Origin of the sequence: Shewanella gelidimarina (assembly GCF_023283945.1) — a bacterium.
Taxonomy (GTDB): domain Bacteria; phylum Pseudomonadota; class Gammaproteobacteria; order Enterobacterales; family Shewanellaceae; genus Shewanella; species Shewanella gelidimarina.
This window is the reverse complement of the sequence record NZ_JAKIKW010000014.1, coordinates 65,132-82,052: the sequence shown is the minus strand read 5'-3', so window position 1 is coordinate 82,052 and position 16,921 is coordinate 65,132. Positions and strand designations below refer to the sequence as shown.

Genomic DNA, 16,921 nt, shown 5'->3' with positions numbered 1-16,921 from the left:
AAACGATATCGCATTCTGGCGAAGGAGATAATAATTGAAAAAATGGATATTAGCCGCAGCAATTAGTGCCGCGTTATTTGGATGTGCCGGTCAACAACAGTCTGAAACGACATTACCCGCAGGTGTGACTTTACTGGAGTCGGTAAGTTTTTCAGGACAGGATGTTGGTATTCCCTATCGTAAATATGAATTAGCCAATGGCTTAACCGTTATTTTGCACGAAGATCACTCTGATCCATTAGTCCATGTTGATGTGACTTATCATGTGGGTTCAGGACGTGAATTAGTCGGGCGCTCTGGCTTTGCACACTTGTTTGAACACATGATGTTCCAAGGGTCAGAGCATGTCGCTGATGAACAACACTTTAAAATGGTCACTGAAGCGGGTGGAAACCTTAACGGTACAACCAATACCGATAGAACCAATTATTTCGAAACCGTGCCCAATAATCAGTTAGAAAAAATGCTGTGGTTAGAATCTGATCGCATGGGCTTTTTCCTACCGGCTCTAACGGAAGAAAAGTTTGAAGTGCAACGTGAGACGGTCAAAAACGAACGTGCACAGCGTATTGATAATCGTCCTTATGGCCGTATGGGTGAGCGCTTTGATCAAGCATTTTATCCGCAAGGTCATCCTTACTCATGGCCTGTTATCGGTTGGCCAGAAGATTTAGACCGAGCAGATGTTGAAGATGTTAAACACTTTTTTCAGCGCTGGTATGGCCCCAATAATGCCACATTGACTATTGGTGGCGACTTTGACGAGATGCAGGCTCTTGCTTGGGTTAATCAGTATTTTGGTGAAATTCCAGCAGGTCCTGAAGTTAAGGCGCCCGTAAAAGCGTTAGTGACACTGGATAAGACACTTTATCTGTCGATGGAAGATCGAGTGCATTTACCCTTGATTAAAATGGCGATGCCAACGGTTTATGCTCGCCATGAAGATGAGCCCGCTTTGGATCTGTTGTCTAATATCTTAGGTGGTGGTAAGACATCAATCTTCTATAAAAATCTTGTTAAAGATGGCTATGCGGTCCAAGCCGGTGTGAGTCATCCATGTCAAGAATTGGCGTGCCAGTTTTCAATGTACGCATTAGCCAATCCAGCACAGGGTGGCACGTTAGCTGATTTAGAAAAAATCATGCGTGACTCAGTCACTGAATTTGAGCAACGCGGTGTGACGGATGACGACCTAGAAAAAGTTAAAGTCAATTTTGAAGCTGCCACCATTTTTGGTTTGCAAAGCGTACAGGTAAAAGTCTCAAGCCTAGCATTCAATGAAACGTTTTCTGGTAACCCCAATATGATTGGTACTGATTTGGCGCGTTATGCCAATGTCACCAAAGAAGATGTTATGCGGGTGTTTAACAAATATATTAAAGACAAGCCGATGGTAGTGATGAGCGTTGTGCCTCAAGGGCAAAAACAGCTTATTGCTAAAGCCGATAACTTTGTCGCGCCAACTGAAAAGATTGCAGCCGTTGCGGTTCAAGATCTTAATGTCGCACCTCAAATTACGTCAGCGTTTGATCGCAACGTTGTGCCGCCAGTCGGTGCCGCGCCCGTATTAAAAATACCTACGCTTTGGCAAGGTAAACTGGCCAATGATATTGAGGTTATTGGTACTGAAACCAACGAGACGCCGACCGTTGAAGTGGTTGTTTACCTCAATGGTGGCCACCGCGTTATTGATATAGAGCAAGCGGGCTTAGCGTCGATAACAGCGTCAATGATGAATGAGTCGAGCCTTAAGCGCAGTTCTGAGGAGCTGACTCAAGCATTAGAGATGCTTGGCAGTAATGTCAGCTTCGGTGCCAGTGGCTATCAAAGTCGATTGCAGATTTCATCGCTAACAGAAAATCTTGATGCGACAATGAAAATTGTCCAAGAGAAGTTGTTTGAACCTGCATTCAATCAAGCTGATTTCGATCGTGTTAAACAACAGGTATTACAGAATCTACAACGGCAATTAACGGAGCCAAACTATTTGGCTTCAAGAGCATTTAGTACTCTGTTATACGGTGATAAGAGCCCGTTTGGTGTTAGCAGTGGTGGTTCAATTGCATCAGTAACAGCGATTAGCTTAGATGATGTTAAAGCTTTTTATAAACGTCAATATACCGCGGGTAATGCGCAAATAGTGGCCGTTGGTAATCTAAACGAAGCGCAAATGCTATCCAAGCTAACAGGGTTCAACGGTTGGAGTGGGGTTAAAACTTCCTTTCCTGAATTAGCTGTTCTTCCTGAATTTACGGGTGGGAAAATTTATATTGTTGATAAGCCAGAAGCGGCGCAGTCAGTGATAAAAATTGGTAAACGCGCGCTGCCTTATGATGCTACGGGAACGTTTTTCAAATCCTACTTGATGAACTATCCACTGGGTGGCGCTTTTAATAGCCGTATTAATCTCAATCTTCGTGAAGACAAAGGTTACACTTATGGTGCGAGAAGCTTTTTCTCGGGAGGACCAGAGCAAGGTTTCTATCAAGCGACTGCTAGTGTACGTAGTGATGTGACGACCGAAGCGTTAGTGGAATTTATTAAAGAAATTAATGGATTCCAAGCCACGGGGATGACTGAGGACGAGCTTAGCTTTATGCAGAACTCTATCTCACAATCCAAAGCACTTAACTACGAAACTCCTTACCAAAAAGCGGGTTTAATGCGTAATATTCAACGTTATAACTTGGATGATAATTACAGTGAACAGCAAACTGAAATCACCAATAACATAACACTTGATGAGTTGAACTCATTGGCTGAAAGCCAGTTGAAAATCGACGATATGGTTATTCTTGTTGTAGGTGATCGTGCCAAGATAGAGTCTGAATTATCAACACTTGGTTATCCAATTGAGGTTTTACAGTTGTAAAGTAAGTGGGGAGACCCTATATACAAGAGGTAATCCTAGTTAATGGGGTTACCTCATCTATAATCGTCATGACAGTGACGTAAAGACTATTTTGGTATGACTTGAAAGTTTAGTCAGTTAAAGCAGGTCTGACTGTCATGAGCTTTAGGTTAAAGTCACGTACTAGAGAATAAGATTTTGAAATCATTCAATGAATTAGTAGGGGATCTGTCGGATCCGACAAGTCGTCAAGCACTAAAATCAATGCAGCGAGGCATTGAACGTGAAGCGCTTAGAATTGAAAAGACAGGTCACTTAGCAACGGATAGTCACCCTGAAGCATTAGGCTCTGCCTTAATGCATTCGCGGATCACGACCGATTATAGTGAGTCCTTGCTTGAGTTTATTACTCCCGTGTTTGAAAACATTGATGAACTCGTTGAAGATTTAACATATACACATGCGTATAGCGTGCGTAACTTAAATGGCCAGCAATTGTGGCCGGTCAGTATGCCTTGCTATGTGGGTGATGTTGCTGACATTCCGATTGCTGATTATGGCAGTTCAAATAATGGCAAAATGAAACGTTTGTATCGTAAAGGATTAACCTATCGATATGGCGCACTCATGCAGATTATCTCCGGAGTGCATTTTAACTTTTCCGTGTCTGACGATCTTTGGACACGGCTTTATGAATTATCTAATAAAGCGTTGAGTAAAGAAGAGTTTATCTCTGATTCTTACTTTGGCCTTATTCGTAATTATCGCCGTTTGGTATGGGTGTTACCTTATTTATTTGGTGCATCACCCGCCCTATGCGGATCGTTTGTTAAAGATCAAAAGACGACGCTACCGTTCGAAAAAATTGGCAAGGGCACGCTTTATTTACCTTACGCCACATCGCTGCGCATGAGTGATTTAGGCTATACCAATCAAGAACAAGATAGCCTCGACATTAGTTATAACAATCTATCTTCTTACCTTGATGGCATGAACGCCGCTATCAATATGCCATCTGCAAACTTTGCCCAAATTGGTGTCAAAGTCGAAGGCGAATATCGTCAACTTAACGCTAATGTTTTACAGATTGAAAATGAATTTTATTCTCCTATACGAGCCAAAAGAGTCGCCAAAGGAAATGAGAAACCTTCTGAATCTTTAGCGCGTGCAGGCGTTGAGTATATTGAAGTCAGGGCGCTTGATGTTAACCCCTATAGCGCGGTTGGTATTGAGAAGTCACAAATTCGTTTCTTGGATATGTTCCTGCTTAATTGTTTATTACAACCATCAAGCAACAGCGACGAAACCGAAGAAGCTGAAATTTCAGCTAACTTACAAGCCGTTGTGTTAGAAGGGCGTAAACCAGGCTTAGTCCTGAGTCAGAATGGTGCCGACATTTCGTTGACACAGTGGCTCGAAACGTTATTTATTAACTTAGGCTCGATTGCTGAACTGCTTGATGACGGTGTTGAGGGGGAGTATCAAAAGGCTCTAGCGCACTGGCATAAAGCGGTCGTGAACCCTGATGAGACTTTATCGGGTCGGATCATGACTAAGCTTCAAAAGGAACAAGTTGATCACGGCCATTGGGTGAAAGAGCTTGCACAGCAATATCATCAGCAACTTATAGACCTGCCTATTAGCGACTCTGTGTTGGCTCGGTATGAGCAAGATGCAAAAACGTCACTCGGCAAGCAAGCGGCGAGTGAGGCGCTTGATGAAGTTAGTTTTGATCAATTTCTCGCTGATTACTTCGAGCAATAACGGTGAAACAGCTTAACGCCTCTATGTTGGTGTTGGTATTACTGCTATCTGGCTGCGCATCGCAACCCGATAGCAGTCATCAATGTGGCACCGTCTCAAGCTTTTTGGCTCCTGAGCCAGAGCTTGGGATCTATCGAGCAGTCGTTACCCACCTCGATGGCAAACCTGTGATTTCTCAGCCTAATTATCGCCTTAGCGTTGGCAAACACCGCTTTACGCTGGCGGAGTTAATCGATTCACCGACTTTAAAAGTCTCGCTGGCATCTCGTACCCCAAAAGATTTGATCGTGGTCGTAGAAGCCAATACGCGCTATCACTTAGCCGCTAAGTTTAATAGCGACAAAGTCTATAGAGGTAAAGATAGCGGCTTTTGGCAACCAGAAGTATGGCAACAAGAGTCCTACAATTGTGAGCTTCCTGCGTCGCGATAATCGTTGCAATGATGTGTTTCACTGTCTGATTTTTAACACAATTTAATTAAACCCCAATTGCATATTCAAGCTATCAATGTGACACTAGCACTTTGCTATTATTGTCCGTTGGTATCAATTTTTATGAAATGGCCTGCATTACTTGCGACTGTTATCTTGGCAACATTTTTAACTGGTTGCGCAACTCCTCCTCCCAAAGATCCCGAAAATCTATGTTCGATATTTCAAGAGAATCGTTCATGGTATAGCGCCGCCAAAAATACCAGAGAAAAGTGGGGCGTACCTGTGCACGTTCCACTGGCAATGATGTATCAAGAAAGCTCATTTAAACATAATGCCGCGCCGCCAATGGAGTATTTTTTAGGGTTCATACCGACAGGTAGAGCGAGTGACGCATATGGTTATGCTCAGGCTAAAACCATGACTTGGGATGACTATGTGAGAGAGACGGGTAACTCTTGGTCAAGCCGCAGTGATTTTGATGATGCCATGGATTTCATGGGTTGGTTTATTTATAAGACCAATAAAATTAACGGGGTGTCTAAGTGGGACGCACGTAATCAATATCTAAATTATCATGAAGGCTGGGGCGGCTATAAACGTAAAACTTATAACCAAAAAGCCTGGTTAATTAAAGTCGCTAAAAAAGTCGACGATCGCTCTAAGCGTTATGCGGGTCAGTACAGACAATGCGAAGAGGATCTTGATTCATCTTGGTTGTGGCGATTGTTTTTTGGGTAGATAACTCGACTCATATTAATTGATTATTTTTTTTAAAAGCCAGTCATTGTGTGACTGGCTTTTTTTGTGGCAAATGTCCCGCCCTCTATATTTTTTGTTTTGGGCGATAACTATGTAGATAGTTTGTTAAATCAATTTTATTCTGCTGCAGCGATTAAAATTAAACCCATGACTACGCCCTCAAGTCAGAACTTCTTATGCAAGATAATTATGATCACAAGTTGCACATAAAGCTTATTGCAATGTGAACGGGTATCGCAAACATATTGCTAATATAGGCATTGTTTTTCAACAGCTTGACCCGTACCTGCAACATTAACTACAGTATTCAGGGACAACAAACTTCAACTTCAACTTCAAGCATTAACTATCGATCATGTGAAATATCCAGACTTAGCCAAGATGTTCATAGCAGTTTAAAAACGATTGCTGAGCAAGCAAGAGAGCAAAAAGCGACCTCAGCAACGTTAGATACAATACTAAAACGGATTTGCGTATCGCTATTTTTTGCCCCGTTTATTACGGTACATTGCCTCATCAGCGGCCTTTAAGGTTTTATTCCATTGGCCGTTATATTGCTCAATTCCATAACTAAAGGAGACAGCGCCTTGTTCACTGAGGTCAGTCTCTATTGCAATGATCTCGCTTTCTATACGTTCTAATGGACCATGGCAAAGGGCGATAAACTCATCTCCACCGTAACGGGCGACTAACTGCTTTTGGTGCCACTGAGCTTTCAGTAAACGGCTTACCTTTTGTAGTGCGGCATCGCCGGCTTGATGTCCGTGGTGATCATTAATGGTCTTTAGATTATCGATATCGATTAATACTAAATAACTGCCAAAATGAGGCTTTAAGGTCCATTCCTTAGCGAGGGCTTCAAAGCGCTGGCGATTATATAAACCGGTTAAACTATCAAAGTTAGCTAGCATATTGATTTTGTGTGTTTTTTGGTAAAGAGATATTGCGTTCGCCGCCTCATGAGTCAATATCGCGACCAGATTTCGATCATAATGACTAAAGGCTTTTACTTTACCGCTGTCTAAATTGAGCATTGCGTAAAGCTTACCATCGATATGAATTGGGCTTGATAGTGTCGAGCGTATTGGTATTGAGGGTGCCTCAAGCAAGACATCTTGATCTGAAGCGCTTAGCGAACTGTGAGCATTAATGGCTTCCATGTCGTCAATGACCACCACTCGGTCACATTTACCTTTTGTTATCCGATATTCAAAAGATTGTTCCAAATGGATATTGAGCTGTCTGAGCTTGTTAATATCAATGCCCACAGCAGACTCAAATGATAAGGAACCTGTATCATGTTCAACCCGGATAATGGTGCCCATTTCAGCACCGTCAATACAGCTAACGGCTTTATTGAGTAACGCGTTCAGAAAGGCGGTTTCATCTTGATATTGGTTAGCAATATTAACTAACTCAAAGGTGGTCTCATTAACATGGACTACCTGCAGTAGGTGTTCCCATAGTCGACTGAGCCGGCCTTGATGGAAATAGTAATTTAGGCTGTAACCGAGTAGATAGATAATACTTATCAAGAGCAAATTTGCGACTGAATTTTGATTTGCGCTAATACTAAAGAAAATAATCCAACAGATAAAAAGCAAGAGTAAAGGCACGCCGAGCAAAGCTAGATGTGTCTTTAAATCCAGCGCATCAATTTTCTTCTTTTTTAAACTATCTTTGATGGACAACATGAATATCCTATTCTATTTGTTCAAACCATTTGTTTGTTGCATCCAAAAACTTGAAAAGACTCTAGGGGCTGTTGATCTTTCGAGCTTAGTTTTTGTTCGACTCTTTCCCGTAAAGAATAATGATTTAGTACAAGGCTTGAGCGATGATTTAGCAACCTAAGCGAAAAGCTCGTAACGCATTCTAGTCATAAAAGACTAAAAGCATTGAAACGAACCCAAAGGGCCGCGCTTCTTGGCTATTTTTACGGTGTTGTAGGCTATTTGTGGAGAATGACTAAACGACATCGCCTCCGCCTTGTCAAAATAGCCAATAAACTGCGGCAAAAACAACCGTAAAAGATCAACAGCCCCTAGCCAAAGGTACTTAGATTAAAAATACTGTTACTAAAAATCACTTTAGCCAAATCAATCATAACTAACTTAAATAATAGGCAAAAAGAACATTTCAAACAAGCGAATTTGGTGAAATAAATGATCTTGCATAAAAAATTTGGTTGGCAGCGTCTTGAGCAAGTTTAACAAAACGGTTTGATTGAAGAACCGTTATATTTCGAGCGATTAGCGTCAATATATGCGTAAACCCTTTGATTGACCTATTTGCCTCATCATGGTTTCGTAGCTTCTACAAAATGATACATTATCAGCCTGTTTGATGCGCAGGAGGTAATTAAACCTAGTGTCTAGCTCGCTGTAAGCGCATTAGCAGCGTTAAATTAACGGCTATGATGCTATCGTATTAATTTGTTATACATATGTACTAATAAGTTATTTGCAGTCCATTCAAAGCTTAGGGATAATTGCGGCATTGGCTTTGGGGGAAGCCTGTTTACTCTTTGCACTTATTATCATTATAATGCGCGCAAATATAATAATGTACCGCCCTACGGAAGGAATAAAAATGAGCAAACCATTTGTTGCAGTATTAATGGGGTCTGATTCTGACCTGCCTACAATGCAATCAACTTTAGATGTATTAAAAACTTTTAACATTACGTTTGAAGCTAAAGTGACCTCGGCGCATCGTACACCTGCGGCGACTCATGCTTACGTGACTGACGCCGAAGCGCGTGGATGTAAAGTATTTATTTGTGCAGCAGGCCTTGCTGCACATCTAGCGGGTGCCGTTGCTGGTATCACTACTCGCCCAGTGATTGGTGTTCCAATTGATTGTGGTCCACTACAAGGCCATGATGCACTGTTATCTACAGTGATGATGCCTGGTGGCGTGCCTGTGGCAACCGTTGCTATTGGTAGCGCTGGGGCTAAAAATGCGGGTTATCTTGCAGCGCAAATGTTAGCCGTCGCTGATGATGCACTTGCTGTCGCAGTGAAAGAAGAGCGTGCTAAGTCAGCTGAAGCGGTTCAAGCTAAAGATGCAGCGCTACAAGCAAAGCTTGCTTAAACAACGCTAATCACATTAAACCGCAGTCATGTTACTGCGGTTTTTTTTATGTATGTCACACCCACTGTAAACCTCCTCAATAAATCCGGCTCTATTTTTACTGCGCGTTATCATTTAATGCATTGGCAGTATTGCCCTGTCATTTGCCAGAGAGCAACACTGACATTGCTTGGGGCACTATATTTCCGTATTCGTGCTATAGACAAACAACCTGCACCGATGCAGACTTAATGTATAAGATTTTTGGTAAGGACCTTGGTGTGTTACAGCCCACTCACACAGTAGAACAACCTTTAGATGCTGATCCTGATCAAGCGTTAATGTTGCAATATGCAGACGGTAATACTCGCGCGTTCGAATTGTTATACAACAAACATAAAGCGCCGTTATATCGCTATTTTGTACGGCAGATTTACGACAAGCAACTTGCGGAAGACCTGTACCAAGAAACGTGGAGTCGGGTGATTAAAGCAGCCTCTGCCTATGAGGCTAAAGCAAAGTTTACCACCTGGTTATACCGTATTGCCCATAACCTAATTATTGATCATGTCAGAGCTAAAAAGCCTGAGAGTAGTTTCAGTGACGTTTATGACACTGAACAAGATCCTGATGCAATGCTAGCCAGTGCGATTGACACGCCAGAGCAACAATTACAGCAGCAGAAGAAGGCTCAGCTACTCAAAAATTGTGTTAAAGATCTGCCCCATGTTCAAAAAGAAGCGTTTCTACTCAATATTGAAATGGGCTTTACCGCAGCCACGATTGCCGATATTGCCGGCGCGACACTTGAAGCAACTAAGAGTCGTCTGCGTTATGCCCAAAAAGGCCTCAAGGCCTGTGTCGACTTAAAGTGGCAAGAGGTGGAATATGATTAACGATAATGATGATAATATTCGTAAAGAGGTGCATGCGCTTTATCAAAAGATAACGCAGGAACAGCCGCCGAAAGCACTTGATAAAGCTATCTTAAATTTGTCTGTTACCAACGCAAAACCTAAGTTAAACAGCCAATCGTTTTGGCGTCAGCATCGCTGGTCTTTATCATCTGCAGCTTCAGTGCTAATGGTCGTCACTCTATTTGTGATTAATCCACCCGTACCGACGGGTGACATCAGTGATGAGGCGATGCCCACATTAATGATGACACCGCAAGACAGTCCAGCTCCTGCGTTGATGAGAATAGCGTCTCCGAATCAAACGTTAGAGGTTGATATGTCAGCTGGCGATACTGTTAAAAAGGCGGCGAAAACACCGTTAATGCAGCAATCAAATGGCCTTGATAATAATCAAGATGCTGTAAGAGTGGAGACGGTAAATCAACAACTGCTTGCTAGCCTTAATAAGGTATCTGAGTTAATCAGTCAAAAAGATTATGCTCAGGCAGAACGTGATTTACAGCAGATAAAGAGTGACTATGCGGCGACGTTGTTGGTTAATGCTCCGTTAAATCAACGCTTCAATGAATTAGAAACACTGCTCAAGCTACAGCAGAAATAGCAACATTCAATACACTCAAAATAAAGTGCCTGCTTATCCAGTCGGCACTTTATTATTGAGTATCGTATTAACTCTTAAACCAATCCCAAATGCCTAAAGAGCTGTTTTCGAACAGGTCGATCCCCAAAGCAGACTTGAGTAAGTAAAGTAATAGCAGTCCAAAGACCATTGAGATAACCATAAATGCCACCACTGAAAGGGCAAAAATCAGCACCGATAGTTGTTTCTCTTTTCTGTTTAACGCTCGCTTGTTCCTGCCTAGCAGGAATACGTAGAAAAAACGCCAACCAATAAAGGGAAAATAAAAAGTGCCTCGATGATCAATAAAGTGCTTTTGCCACTGATTATCGACAAGCGCGAACCTGAAATAGACAAGCTGTGCCTCAGTATAACTATTAGCATATCTGCTAGGCATATTCAGTAATGCCTTATTAACGCGTGGATCATCCCGCAATGAAGGGCGTTGATAGTCTGAGACCATTTATACCTCGTTGAATATATTAATTATTAAAGCCTTTCACAGCAAAAAAATCACTAAGCTGATTAAGCGTAGTTGAAAGTGGGCAATAGCAAAAGCCTACAACATATCAGTGAGTTAAATACAAAACACATTTGCTAATAATTCTTTGTTGTTATTTTACTGAAGCGTAGCTAAAAGTTTGCTATTTTGTTTGGCTTGGATTGCTCTCAATTAATAAAAATAACAATAGGATGGCTTCTTTAGATGAAACTTCGTCACTCACTTGCCTGTTGCATGTTAGCCCTTGGCACTATCAATATAGCTCCTACATTTGCCTCTGATGCTAGCGATAAAGCCGGTTATTTTCGTTCGCCAGCGTTAAACCAGCAAACCTTAGTCTTTACTGCAGAAGGCGACCTTTGGACTCAAGATCTTGGAGAGTCAAAAGCGAGGCGCTTAACCAGTTTACCGGCTGAAGAATTAGGTGCGACAATATCTCGCGATGGCAAGTTTGTTGCGTACGTTGCTAACTATGAAGGTTCGTCTGAAGTCTATGTTATTGCCATTGAAGGGGGTCAAGCCAAGCGCGTTAGTTTCGAAAACTCTCGTGTGAGAGTGCAAGGCTGGACGAGTGATGGCAAAGTGCTTTATGCCACTGATAATGCCTTTGGTCCCGCCAATTACTGGGTATTGCGCACGGTTGATCCAATGAGCTTAGTGACCACTGACTTACCGCTAGCAGATGCGATAGAAGGTGTGATTGACGAGCAAAATGAGTATGTCTATTTCACCCGTTTTGGCCTACAAACCACAGGCGACAACGCCAAGGTTTATCGAGGCGGCGCTAAAGGAGAGCTTTGGGGGTTCAAATTAGGCGCTAAACAAGAAGCGCAGCAGCTCGCAGCGACACATGATGGCTCTGTTAGACAACCTATGTTGTGGCAATCTCGCTTGTATTTTATCAGCGATAGCGACGGTAATGACAATATCTGGTCTATGTCAATCGATGGCAAAGATCTGCAGCAACACACGCATTATAAAGAGTGGCAGGTAAGAAGTGCCAAACTCAACGAAGGCCGCATTGTATTCCAACAAGGCGCCGATATTAAGTTATTTGATATCGCGGCAAATAAAGAGATAGCGGTTGATATAGAGCTTACCTCCGACTTTGCCTATAAGCGTGAGCATTGGGTCACTGAGCCGATGAAGTACGCAACCTCGACCAGGTTTACGCCGCAAGGTGATAAAGTGGTTATCACGGCTCGAAGCCATGTGGTTGTCGCGTCAACAGACGGTCAAAGGCTCGTTGAAATCGCCCTGCCAGGAGATAGCCGGATCCGCAACGCGGTCATGAGCAAAGATGGCAAGTGGGTTTATGGTATTAGTGATATTAGCGGCGAACAGGAGATCTGGCAGTTTGCCGCAAATGGCAGCGATAAGCGTAAACAGTTAACCGAAAATGGCAAAGCACTGCGCATGGATCTGCACTTGTCGCCAAATGGACGTTATTTGGCACACGATGATTACGATGGCAATGTTTGGCTGTTAGATTTAAAAAAGTCTCGAAACCAAAAGATCATTACTCAAGGTGAAGGCTTAGGCCCATATGCAGATATTGTTTGGTCTGCCGACAGTCAGTTTATGGCTTTAACCAAAGCTGAAATAGGTAAAGCGCGTCCACAGATCGTACTTTATTCGCTTAAAAAAGATAAAGCTCAATCGATCACTACCGATAAATATGAATCGTTTTCACCGAGCTTTAGTAAAGACGGAGATTGGCTATACTTCCTTTCAAACCGTAAGTTTGTGTCCACCCCTAGTTCGCCTTGGGGCGATAGAAATTTGGGGCCAATGTTCAATAAACGTACGCAGATTTTTGCTATTGCGCTTAACAACAAGGCTCGTTTTGCATTTCAAAAGCCTAATGAGCTATTGAGCGAGCCCAAAAAAGATAGCGACGACAAGGCTGAAACGCAGGTTGATTGGGATGGTTTGTCTTCAAGATTATGGCAAGTACCAGTGCCTGCGGGAAATTATTCTTCACTGCAATTGAGCGAAGATAAACTGTACTTACTGGACAAAGACGTCGGTAGCCGTAAATCATCGTTGAAAGTGGTTAAGTTTGCCGCTTTAGGTCCTAAGGTAGAGACATTTTCTAAAGATGTAGGCTCATATACATTATCTGTCGACAGTAAAAAACTGTTTATCCGCAAGCAATCAAAGCAAGGCAAGGAGATGTTGATTGTTGATGCGGGTGACAAACTGCCAAAAGAGCTCGAGCACACCAAGGTGCAGACGCAAAACTGGCAGTTAGCGATTCAACCTGCCGCAGAATGGCAGCAAATTTTTGAGGATGCGTGGTTAATGCATCGAGATTCGTTCTACGACAAAAAGATGCGCGGTGTTGATTGGCAGCAAACCAAGCTTAAATACCAACCCTTAGTTGACCGTTTAACGGATCGTCATGAACTCAATGATATCTTTAAAATGATGATGGGAGAATTGAACTCGCTGCATTCACAAGTGCGCGGTGGTGATTTTGCAAAAGATCCTAAAAAGGCCAGATCGGCTAGCTTAGGTGCCCGTCTAGAGCAGACTAAAGCCGGTGTGGTTATTGAGCATATTTACCAAGGCGATCCAGAGATACCATCACAAGCAGCGCCGTTAAATAAGATGGGTGTAGACGCAAAAGTGGGTGATGTGATTTTAGCGATCAATGGTAAAACCTTGAATAATATTGCTGATGTCACTCGTCTTATTCGCAATCAAAGCGCAAAGCAGGTGCTGTTGTTACTTAAACGTGGCAATAAAACACACCAAACTATCGTTAAACCTATCACCGCATCTGCCAACGCAAAATTCAGATATCTAGATTGGGTTACTCATAACAGTAGCGCTGTTAATGATGCAAGCGATGGCAAGATTGGTTACTTGCATCTTTACGCTATGGGCAGTGGTGATATCGCCAGTTTCGCGCGTGAATTCTACGCCAATTATGACAAAGATGGATTGATTATCGATGTTCGCCGTAACCGAGGCGGCAATATTGATAGTTGGATAATTGAAAAACTCCTTAGACGGACATGGGCATTTTGGGCGCCGACCCACGGCACACCATCAGGTAACATGCAGCAAACCTTTAATGGCCAATTAGTGGTGTTAACCGATCAACTGACCTATTCAGATGGTGAAACCTTCTCAGCAGGTGTTAAAGCGTTGGGCATTGCCCCCCTTATCGGGAAGCAAACCGCGGGTGCAGGAGTATGGTTGTCTGGGAGAAACTCATTAACCGATAAAGGCATGGCACGTGTTGCCGAGTATCCGCAATATGCAATGGACGGTAGTTGGATTATTGAAGGTCGTGGCGTGAGTCCAGACATCGAAGTCGACAACCTGCCATACGCTACGTTTACTGGCAAAGATGCCCAGCTTGAAAAGGCGATGGATTACTTACAACAAGCGTTAAAGAAACAACCCAAAGTCGATTTTGTGCCGAACGCCTTGCCCGTTAAAGGTATGGCTGAAGACGTAAAAAAAGCTCACTAATTTTAGTCTGTCGTATCTTTTATATTTAAGTGTTTCGAGCGTTATTGGCCAAGCAGTTCCCAGGTTGATAACGCTCTTTTTTTTGCAAGGTGACTCCCTCCTAATCAATGCATTCTTTAAGTTGTTAAGCATCATCGCCATATCGAAGCGAGTTTATTTAAGAAAGATATTGAGTTTTATGCATTTTTAACACTAAACTGGTTAAAAACAAGCCCGCGTTAGTGACTCTTTTGGGCGTATAAAGCACCGATTATGCATAGGAATTAATATGACGGAACAAAAGGCTACGGCTGAAGAACAGGCGCTACAGACTGAAAGCTCACAGGCCGAAAACGCACCGATAGAAAGCAGCCAACCCGTTGACCAAAAGAGCAACAAAATTCGTAAAGCGACCAATATCATTTTAATTATTGTTAGTTTTCTGTTTGTATTTCACTTGATTGCAGACCGCTTTATTCCTTCAACAGATTTAGGCCGTATTCGTGGCTATGTCGTCCCTATTAGCCCACAGGTATCAGGTGAGATTATAGAAATTTTGGCTACACCTAATACCTTTATTAAGGCGGGTGACGTACTGGCAAAGATTGACACTACCGATTATGAAATAGCATTACAGCAAGCTGAGCAATCTTTGAAAAAAGCGGGCCAAAATGTTGGTGCACAAACGGCAAATGTGGCGGCTGCACAAGCTCAAGTCACCAACGCGGTGGCCAATTATAAAAATGCGCAAGTTCAGTCTAAGCGAATTTTTACCATGGTAGAAAAGCAAGTCATGTCACAAGCCGATGCTGACAATGCTCGAGCGGAATTAACCAAAGCGGAGGCGGGCGTGGCCAGTGCTAAGGCTGACTTAGCGAAAGCTAATGAACGCTTAGGTGCGGAAGGCGAAAATAATACTAATATTAAATCTGCGCTGCTTAGCTTAGAAAAAGCTCAACTCAATTTACAACGCACTTCCATTACCGCACCCACCGATGGCGTAGCCTCTAACTTCAGATTGAAAGAGGGGATATATGCTAACGCTGGCCAGCCAATAATGACATTTATCTCTTCAGAAGATGTCTGGATTGAAGCTTATTTTAGAGAAAATAGTTTGGGTAATATTTCAGCGGGTGATGAAGTTGAGTTCGCCTTGGATTATGCGCCTGGGGAAGTGTTTAAAGCAACGGTAGGTAGTATTGATTACGGTATTGATTGGGGACAGAGTGAAGAAACAGGCAAGCTTGCACAGATCTCTGGTCAAACCGGCTGGCTCAGACAATCGCAACGATTTCCTGTCACCATCGTATTATCAAAAGAGGAAGCTGTTGGGTTACGCAGAGTGGGTGGCCAAGCTGATGTGATTGTTTACACCAAAGATAACTCGTTGATTAACCTATTTGGCCGCGCTTGGATCCGTGTATCAAGTTGGTTCTCTTATGTCAGATAGTGTCCACGAGCAGGCGCTTATAGCTGCTGCTAATAAGGAAGCACTCGATGAGGCTATTTATACGCGTAGGGTGCTTAGGTTTACTCTCGGAATAGGTCTTGCGGTGGCCATTTCATCGATATGGGCTTGGCCATTAGCGTTTATAGTACCGGTTTTTGTTGCCAAATTTTTGGTTGATAGAAAAGAACCAACAGTGCAAACCGTCTATGAACTACTGATCTCGATGATCTGTACCATCGCTATTGCTTGGTTGGTGAGTTTTGGCCCGACGCAATATCCTGTGGTATTACTGCCCTTACTCGCAATGATGATGCTTTGGGCTTATTACCTCTTTAGCAACCCAAAGTGGAATTTCTTTGCGACGATTTTTATCGTTGCAACGCTACTATTACCTTACCTTGGTTTATTGCAGCCTGGCGCATCACTGATGGTGGGCGTTGGATTGAGTTTCTCTGGGGTCGTTGCCGTTAGCATCTTTGCACTGCTACACGTTTTACTGCCCGATCTTTCTCCTGAAAGAGAGTCGTTGGCTGGGGCTGAACAAAGTCATGATGAGCGCACTCATGAAGCGTTTAGAGCGTTGGTTTTAGCCTTTCCCGTGATCTGTTTTTTCTATTTTTTAGAGATATCAGGTGCGTTACTGACCATGATTTTTATTGCGATTCTTTCATTGCAGGCGGCGGGGGCGAAGAGCATTAAAGTCAGTTTGTTTTTACTGGTGACTAACGGTATTGGCGGGGTGTTGGCGATTGTTTTTTATAACTTATTGACGATAGTGCCAGAGTTACCATTTTACATCGGTATGTCGATGCTTGCGGCGTTAATCTTCGGCCAGAAAATTTACGCCGATCCCGCCAAAGCACCATTGTTTGCGGGCATTTTATCTGCATTATTGGTGGTGGTAGGTTCTACCGTGTCCTCTACAGACAAAGATGTCGCGGTCAATTTCTATCTTAGAATATTGCAACTTTTCTTTGTTGGTGTATACATGGTATTTGCCTCTTTCTATTTAGAATCAAGAGATTGGAAATTCTTAAATAAAAGAAACAGTCTCTAATAAAGAGTCTTTATTAGCTAAACAATGG

Annotated in this window: 12 protein-coding genes; 10 read left to right on the top strand and 2 right to left on the bottom strand. The window is 42.8% G+C overall.

Translation table 11 applies throughout. From position 1 onward, the window contains the following. The first annotated feature begins 34 nt into the window (after positions 1-34). The 4 genes from L2729_RS13030 to L2729_RS13015 all read left to right on the top strand — a co-directional run bounded on the left by L2729_RS13030 (position 35) and on the right by L2729_RS13015 (position 5,787). A complete protein-coding gene (locus tag L2729_RS13030) occupies positions 35-2,872 on the top strand; it encodes a M16 family metallopeptidase (protein ID WP_248988662.1) in 2,838 nt (945 codons plus the stop codon). A 177-nt stretch (positions 2,873-3,049) separates the two neighbouring features. After that, positions 3,050-4,615, top strand: coding sequence for a glutamate--cysteine ligase (gene gshA / locus L2729_RS13025; protein WP_248988661.1), 1,566 nt, complete (start codon positions 3,050-3,052; stop codon positions 4,613-4,615). A 23-nt stretch (positions 4,616-4,638) separates the two neighbouring features. Continuing rightward, positions 4,639-5,046, top strand: coding sequence for a hypothetical protein (locus tag L2729_RS13020; RefSeq protein ID WP_248988699.1), 408 nt, complete (start codon positions 4,639-4,641; stop codon positions 5,044-5,046). A 123-nt stretch (positions 5,047-5,169) separates the two neighbouring features. Beyond that, positions 5,170-5,787 (top strand): transglycosylase SLT domain-containing protein, encoded by a 618-nt coding sequence (locus L2729_RS13015; protein WP_101090630.1) that lies wholly within the window; start codon positions 5,170-5,172, stop codon positions 5,785-5,787. Positions 5,788-6,287: 500 nt separating this feature from the next. Here L2729_RS13015 and L2729_RS13010 read toward each other — a convergent pair whose 3' ends face one another. Further along, the gene (locus tag L2729_RS13010) at positions 6,288-7,499 is read right to left on the bottom strand and encodes a sensor domain-containing diguanylate cyclase (RefSeq protein ID WP_248988698.1); all 1,212 of its coding nucleotides are present in this window, start codon (positions 7,497-7,499) and stop codon (positions 6,288-6,290) included. 901 nt (positions 7,500-8,400) lie between these two features. Here L2729_RS13010 and purE point away from each other — a divergent pair. The 3 genes from purE (at position 8,401) to L2729_RS12995 (ending at position 10,401) form a co-directional block, all read left to right on the top strand. Then, a complete protein-coding gene (purE, locus tag L2729_RS13005) occupies positions 8,401-8,904 on the top strand; it encodes a 5-(carboxyamino)imidazole ribonucleotide mutase (protein ID WP_101090631.1) in 504 nt (167 codons plus the stop codon). 320 nt (positions 8,905-9,224) lie between these two features. Further along, positions 9,225-9,779: a sigma-70 family RNA polymerase sigma factor gene (locus L2729_RS13000; protein ID WP_248988697.1), complete on the top strand. Its 555-nt coding sequence runs from the start codon at positions 9,225-9,227 to the stop codon at positions 9,777-9,779. Beyond that, positions 9,772-10,401 carry a hypothetical protein gene (locus L2729_RS12995; RefSeq protein ID WP_248988660.1) on the top strand — a complete coding sequence of 210 codons (630 nt, stop codon included), beginning with the start codon at positions 9,772-9,774 and terminating at the stop codon, positions 10,399-10,401. Before L2729_RS13000 ends, L2729_RS12995 begins: the two co-directional genes overlap by 8 nt. A 67-nt stretch (positions 10,402-10,468) precedes the next feature. On the opposite strand, the gene L2729_RS12990 is transcribed toward L2729_RS12995, so the two are convergent. Next, a complete protein-coding gene (locus tag L2729_RS12990; RefSeq protein WP_248988659.1) occupies positions 10,469-10,882 on the bottom strand; it encodes a hypothetical protein in 414 nt (137 codons plus the stop codon). 243 nt (positions 10,883-11,125) lie between these two features. Between L2729_RS12990 and L2729_RS12985 the strand changes: the two genes are divergently transcribed. From L2729_RS12985 to L2729_RS12975, 3 genes are all read left to right on the top strand, one after another. Further along, a complete protein-coding gene (locus tag L2729_RS12985; protein ID WP_248988658.1) occupies positions 11,126-14,407 on the top strand; it encodes a S41 family peptidase in 3,282 nt (1,093 codons plus the stop codon). A 268-nt stretch (positions 14,408-14,675) separates the two neighbouring features. Beyond that, on the top strand, positions 14,676-15,836 hold the full coding sequence (locus L2729_RS12980) for an HlyD family secretion protein (RefSeq protein ID WP_248988657.1): 1,161 nt from the start codon (positions 14,676-14,678) through the stop codon (positions 15,834-15,836). Continuing rightward, positions 15,826-16,893 carry a DUF2955 domain-containing protein gene (locus L2729_RS12975; RefSeq protein ID WP_248988656.1) on the top strand — a complete coding sequence of 356 codons (1,068 nt, stop codon included), beginning with the start codon at positions 15,826-15,828 and terminating at the stop codon, positions 16,891-16,893. The genes L2729_RS12980 and L2729_RS12975 overlap by 11 nt, the downstream gene beginning before the upstream one ends. Positions 16,894-16,921: the final 28 nt, after the last annotated feature.

Bases quoted from the DNA above. Each gene is read 5' to 3' on its own strand.
- L2729_RS13020 (WP_248988699.1), top strand. From the start codon at position 4,639: ATGTTGGTGTTGGTATTACTGCTATCTGGCTGCGCATCGCAACCCGAT.
- L2729_RS13015 (WP_101090630.1), top strand. From the start codon at position 5,170: ATGAAATGGCCTGCATTACTTGCGACTGTTATCTTGGCAACATTTTTA.
- purE (WP_101090631.1), top strand. From the start codon at position 8,401: ATGAGCAAACCATTTGTTGCAGTATTAATGGGGTCTGATTCTGACCTG.
- L2729_RS13000 (WP_248988697.1), top strand. From the start codon at position 9,225: ATGTTGCAATATGCAGACGGTAATACTCGCGCGTTCGAATTGTTATAC.
- L2729_RS12995 (WP_248988660.1), top strand. From the start codon at position 9,772: ATGATTAACGATAATGATGATAATATTCGTAAAGAGGTGCATGCGCTT.
- L2729_RS12990 (WP_248988659.1), bottom strand. From the start codon at position 10,882: ATGGTCTCAGACTATCAACGCCCTTCATTGCGGGATGATCCACGCGTT.
- L2729_RS12985 (WP_248988658.1), top strand. From the start codon at position 11,126: ATGAAACTTCGTCACTCACTTGCCTGTTGCATGTTAGCCCTTGGCACT.
- L2729_RS12980 (WP_248988657.1), top strand. From the start codon at position 14,676: ATGACGGAACAAAAGGCTACGGCTGAAGAACAGGCGCTACAGACTGAA.
- L2729_RS12975 (WP_248988656.1), top strand. From the start codon at position 15,826: ATGTCAGATAGTGTCCACGAGCAGGCGCTTATAGCTGCTGCTAATAAG.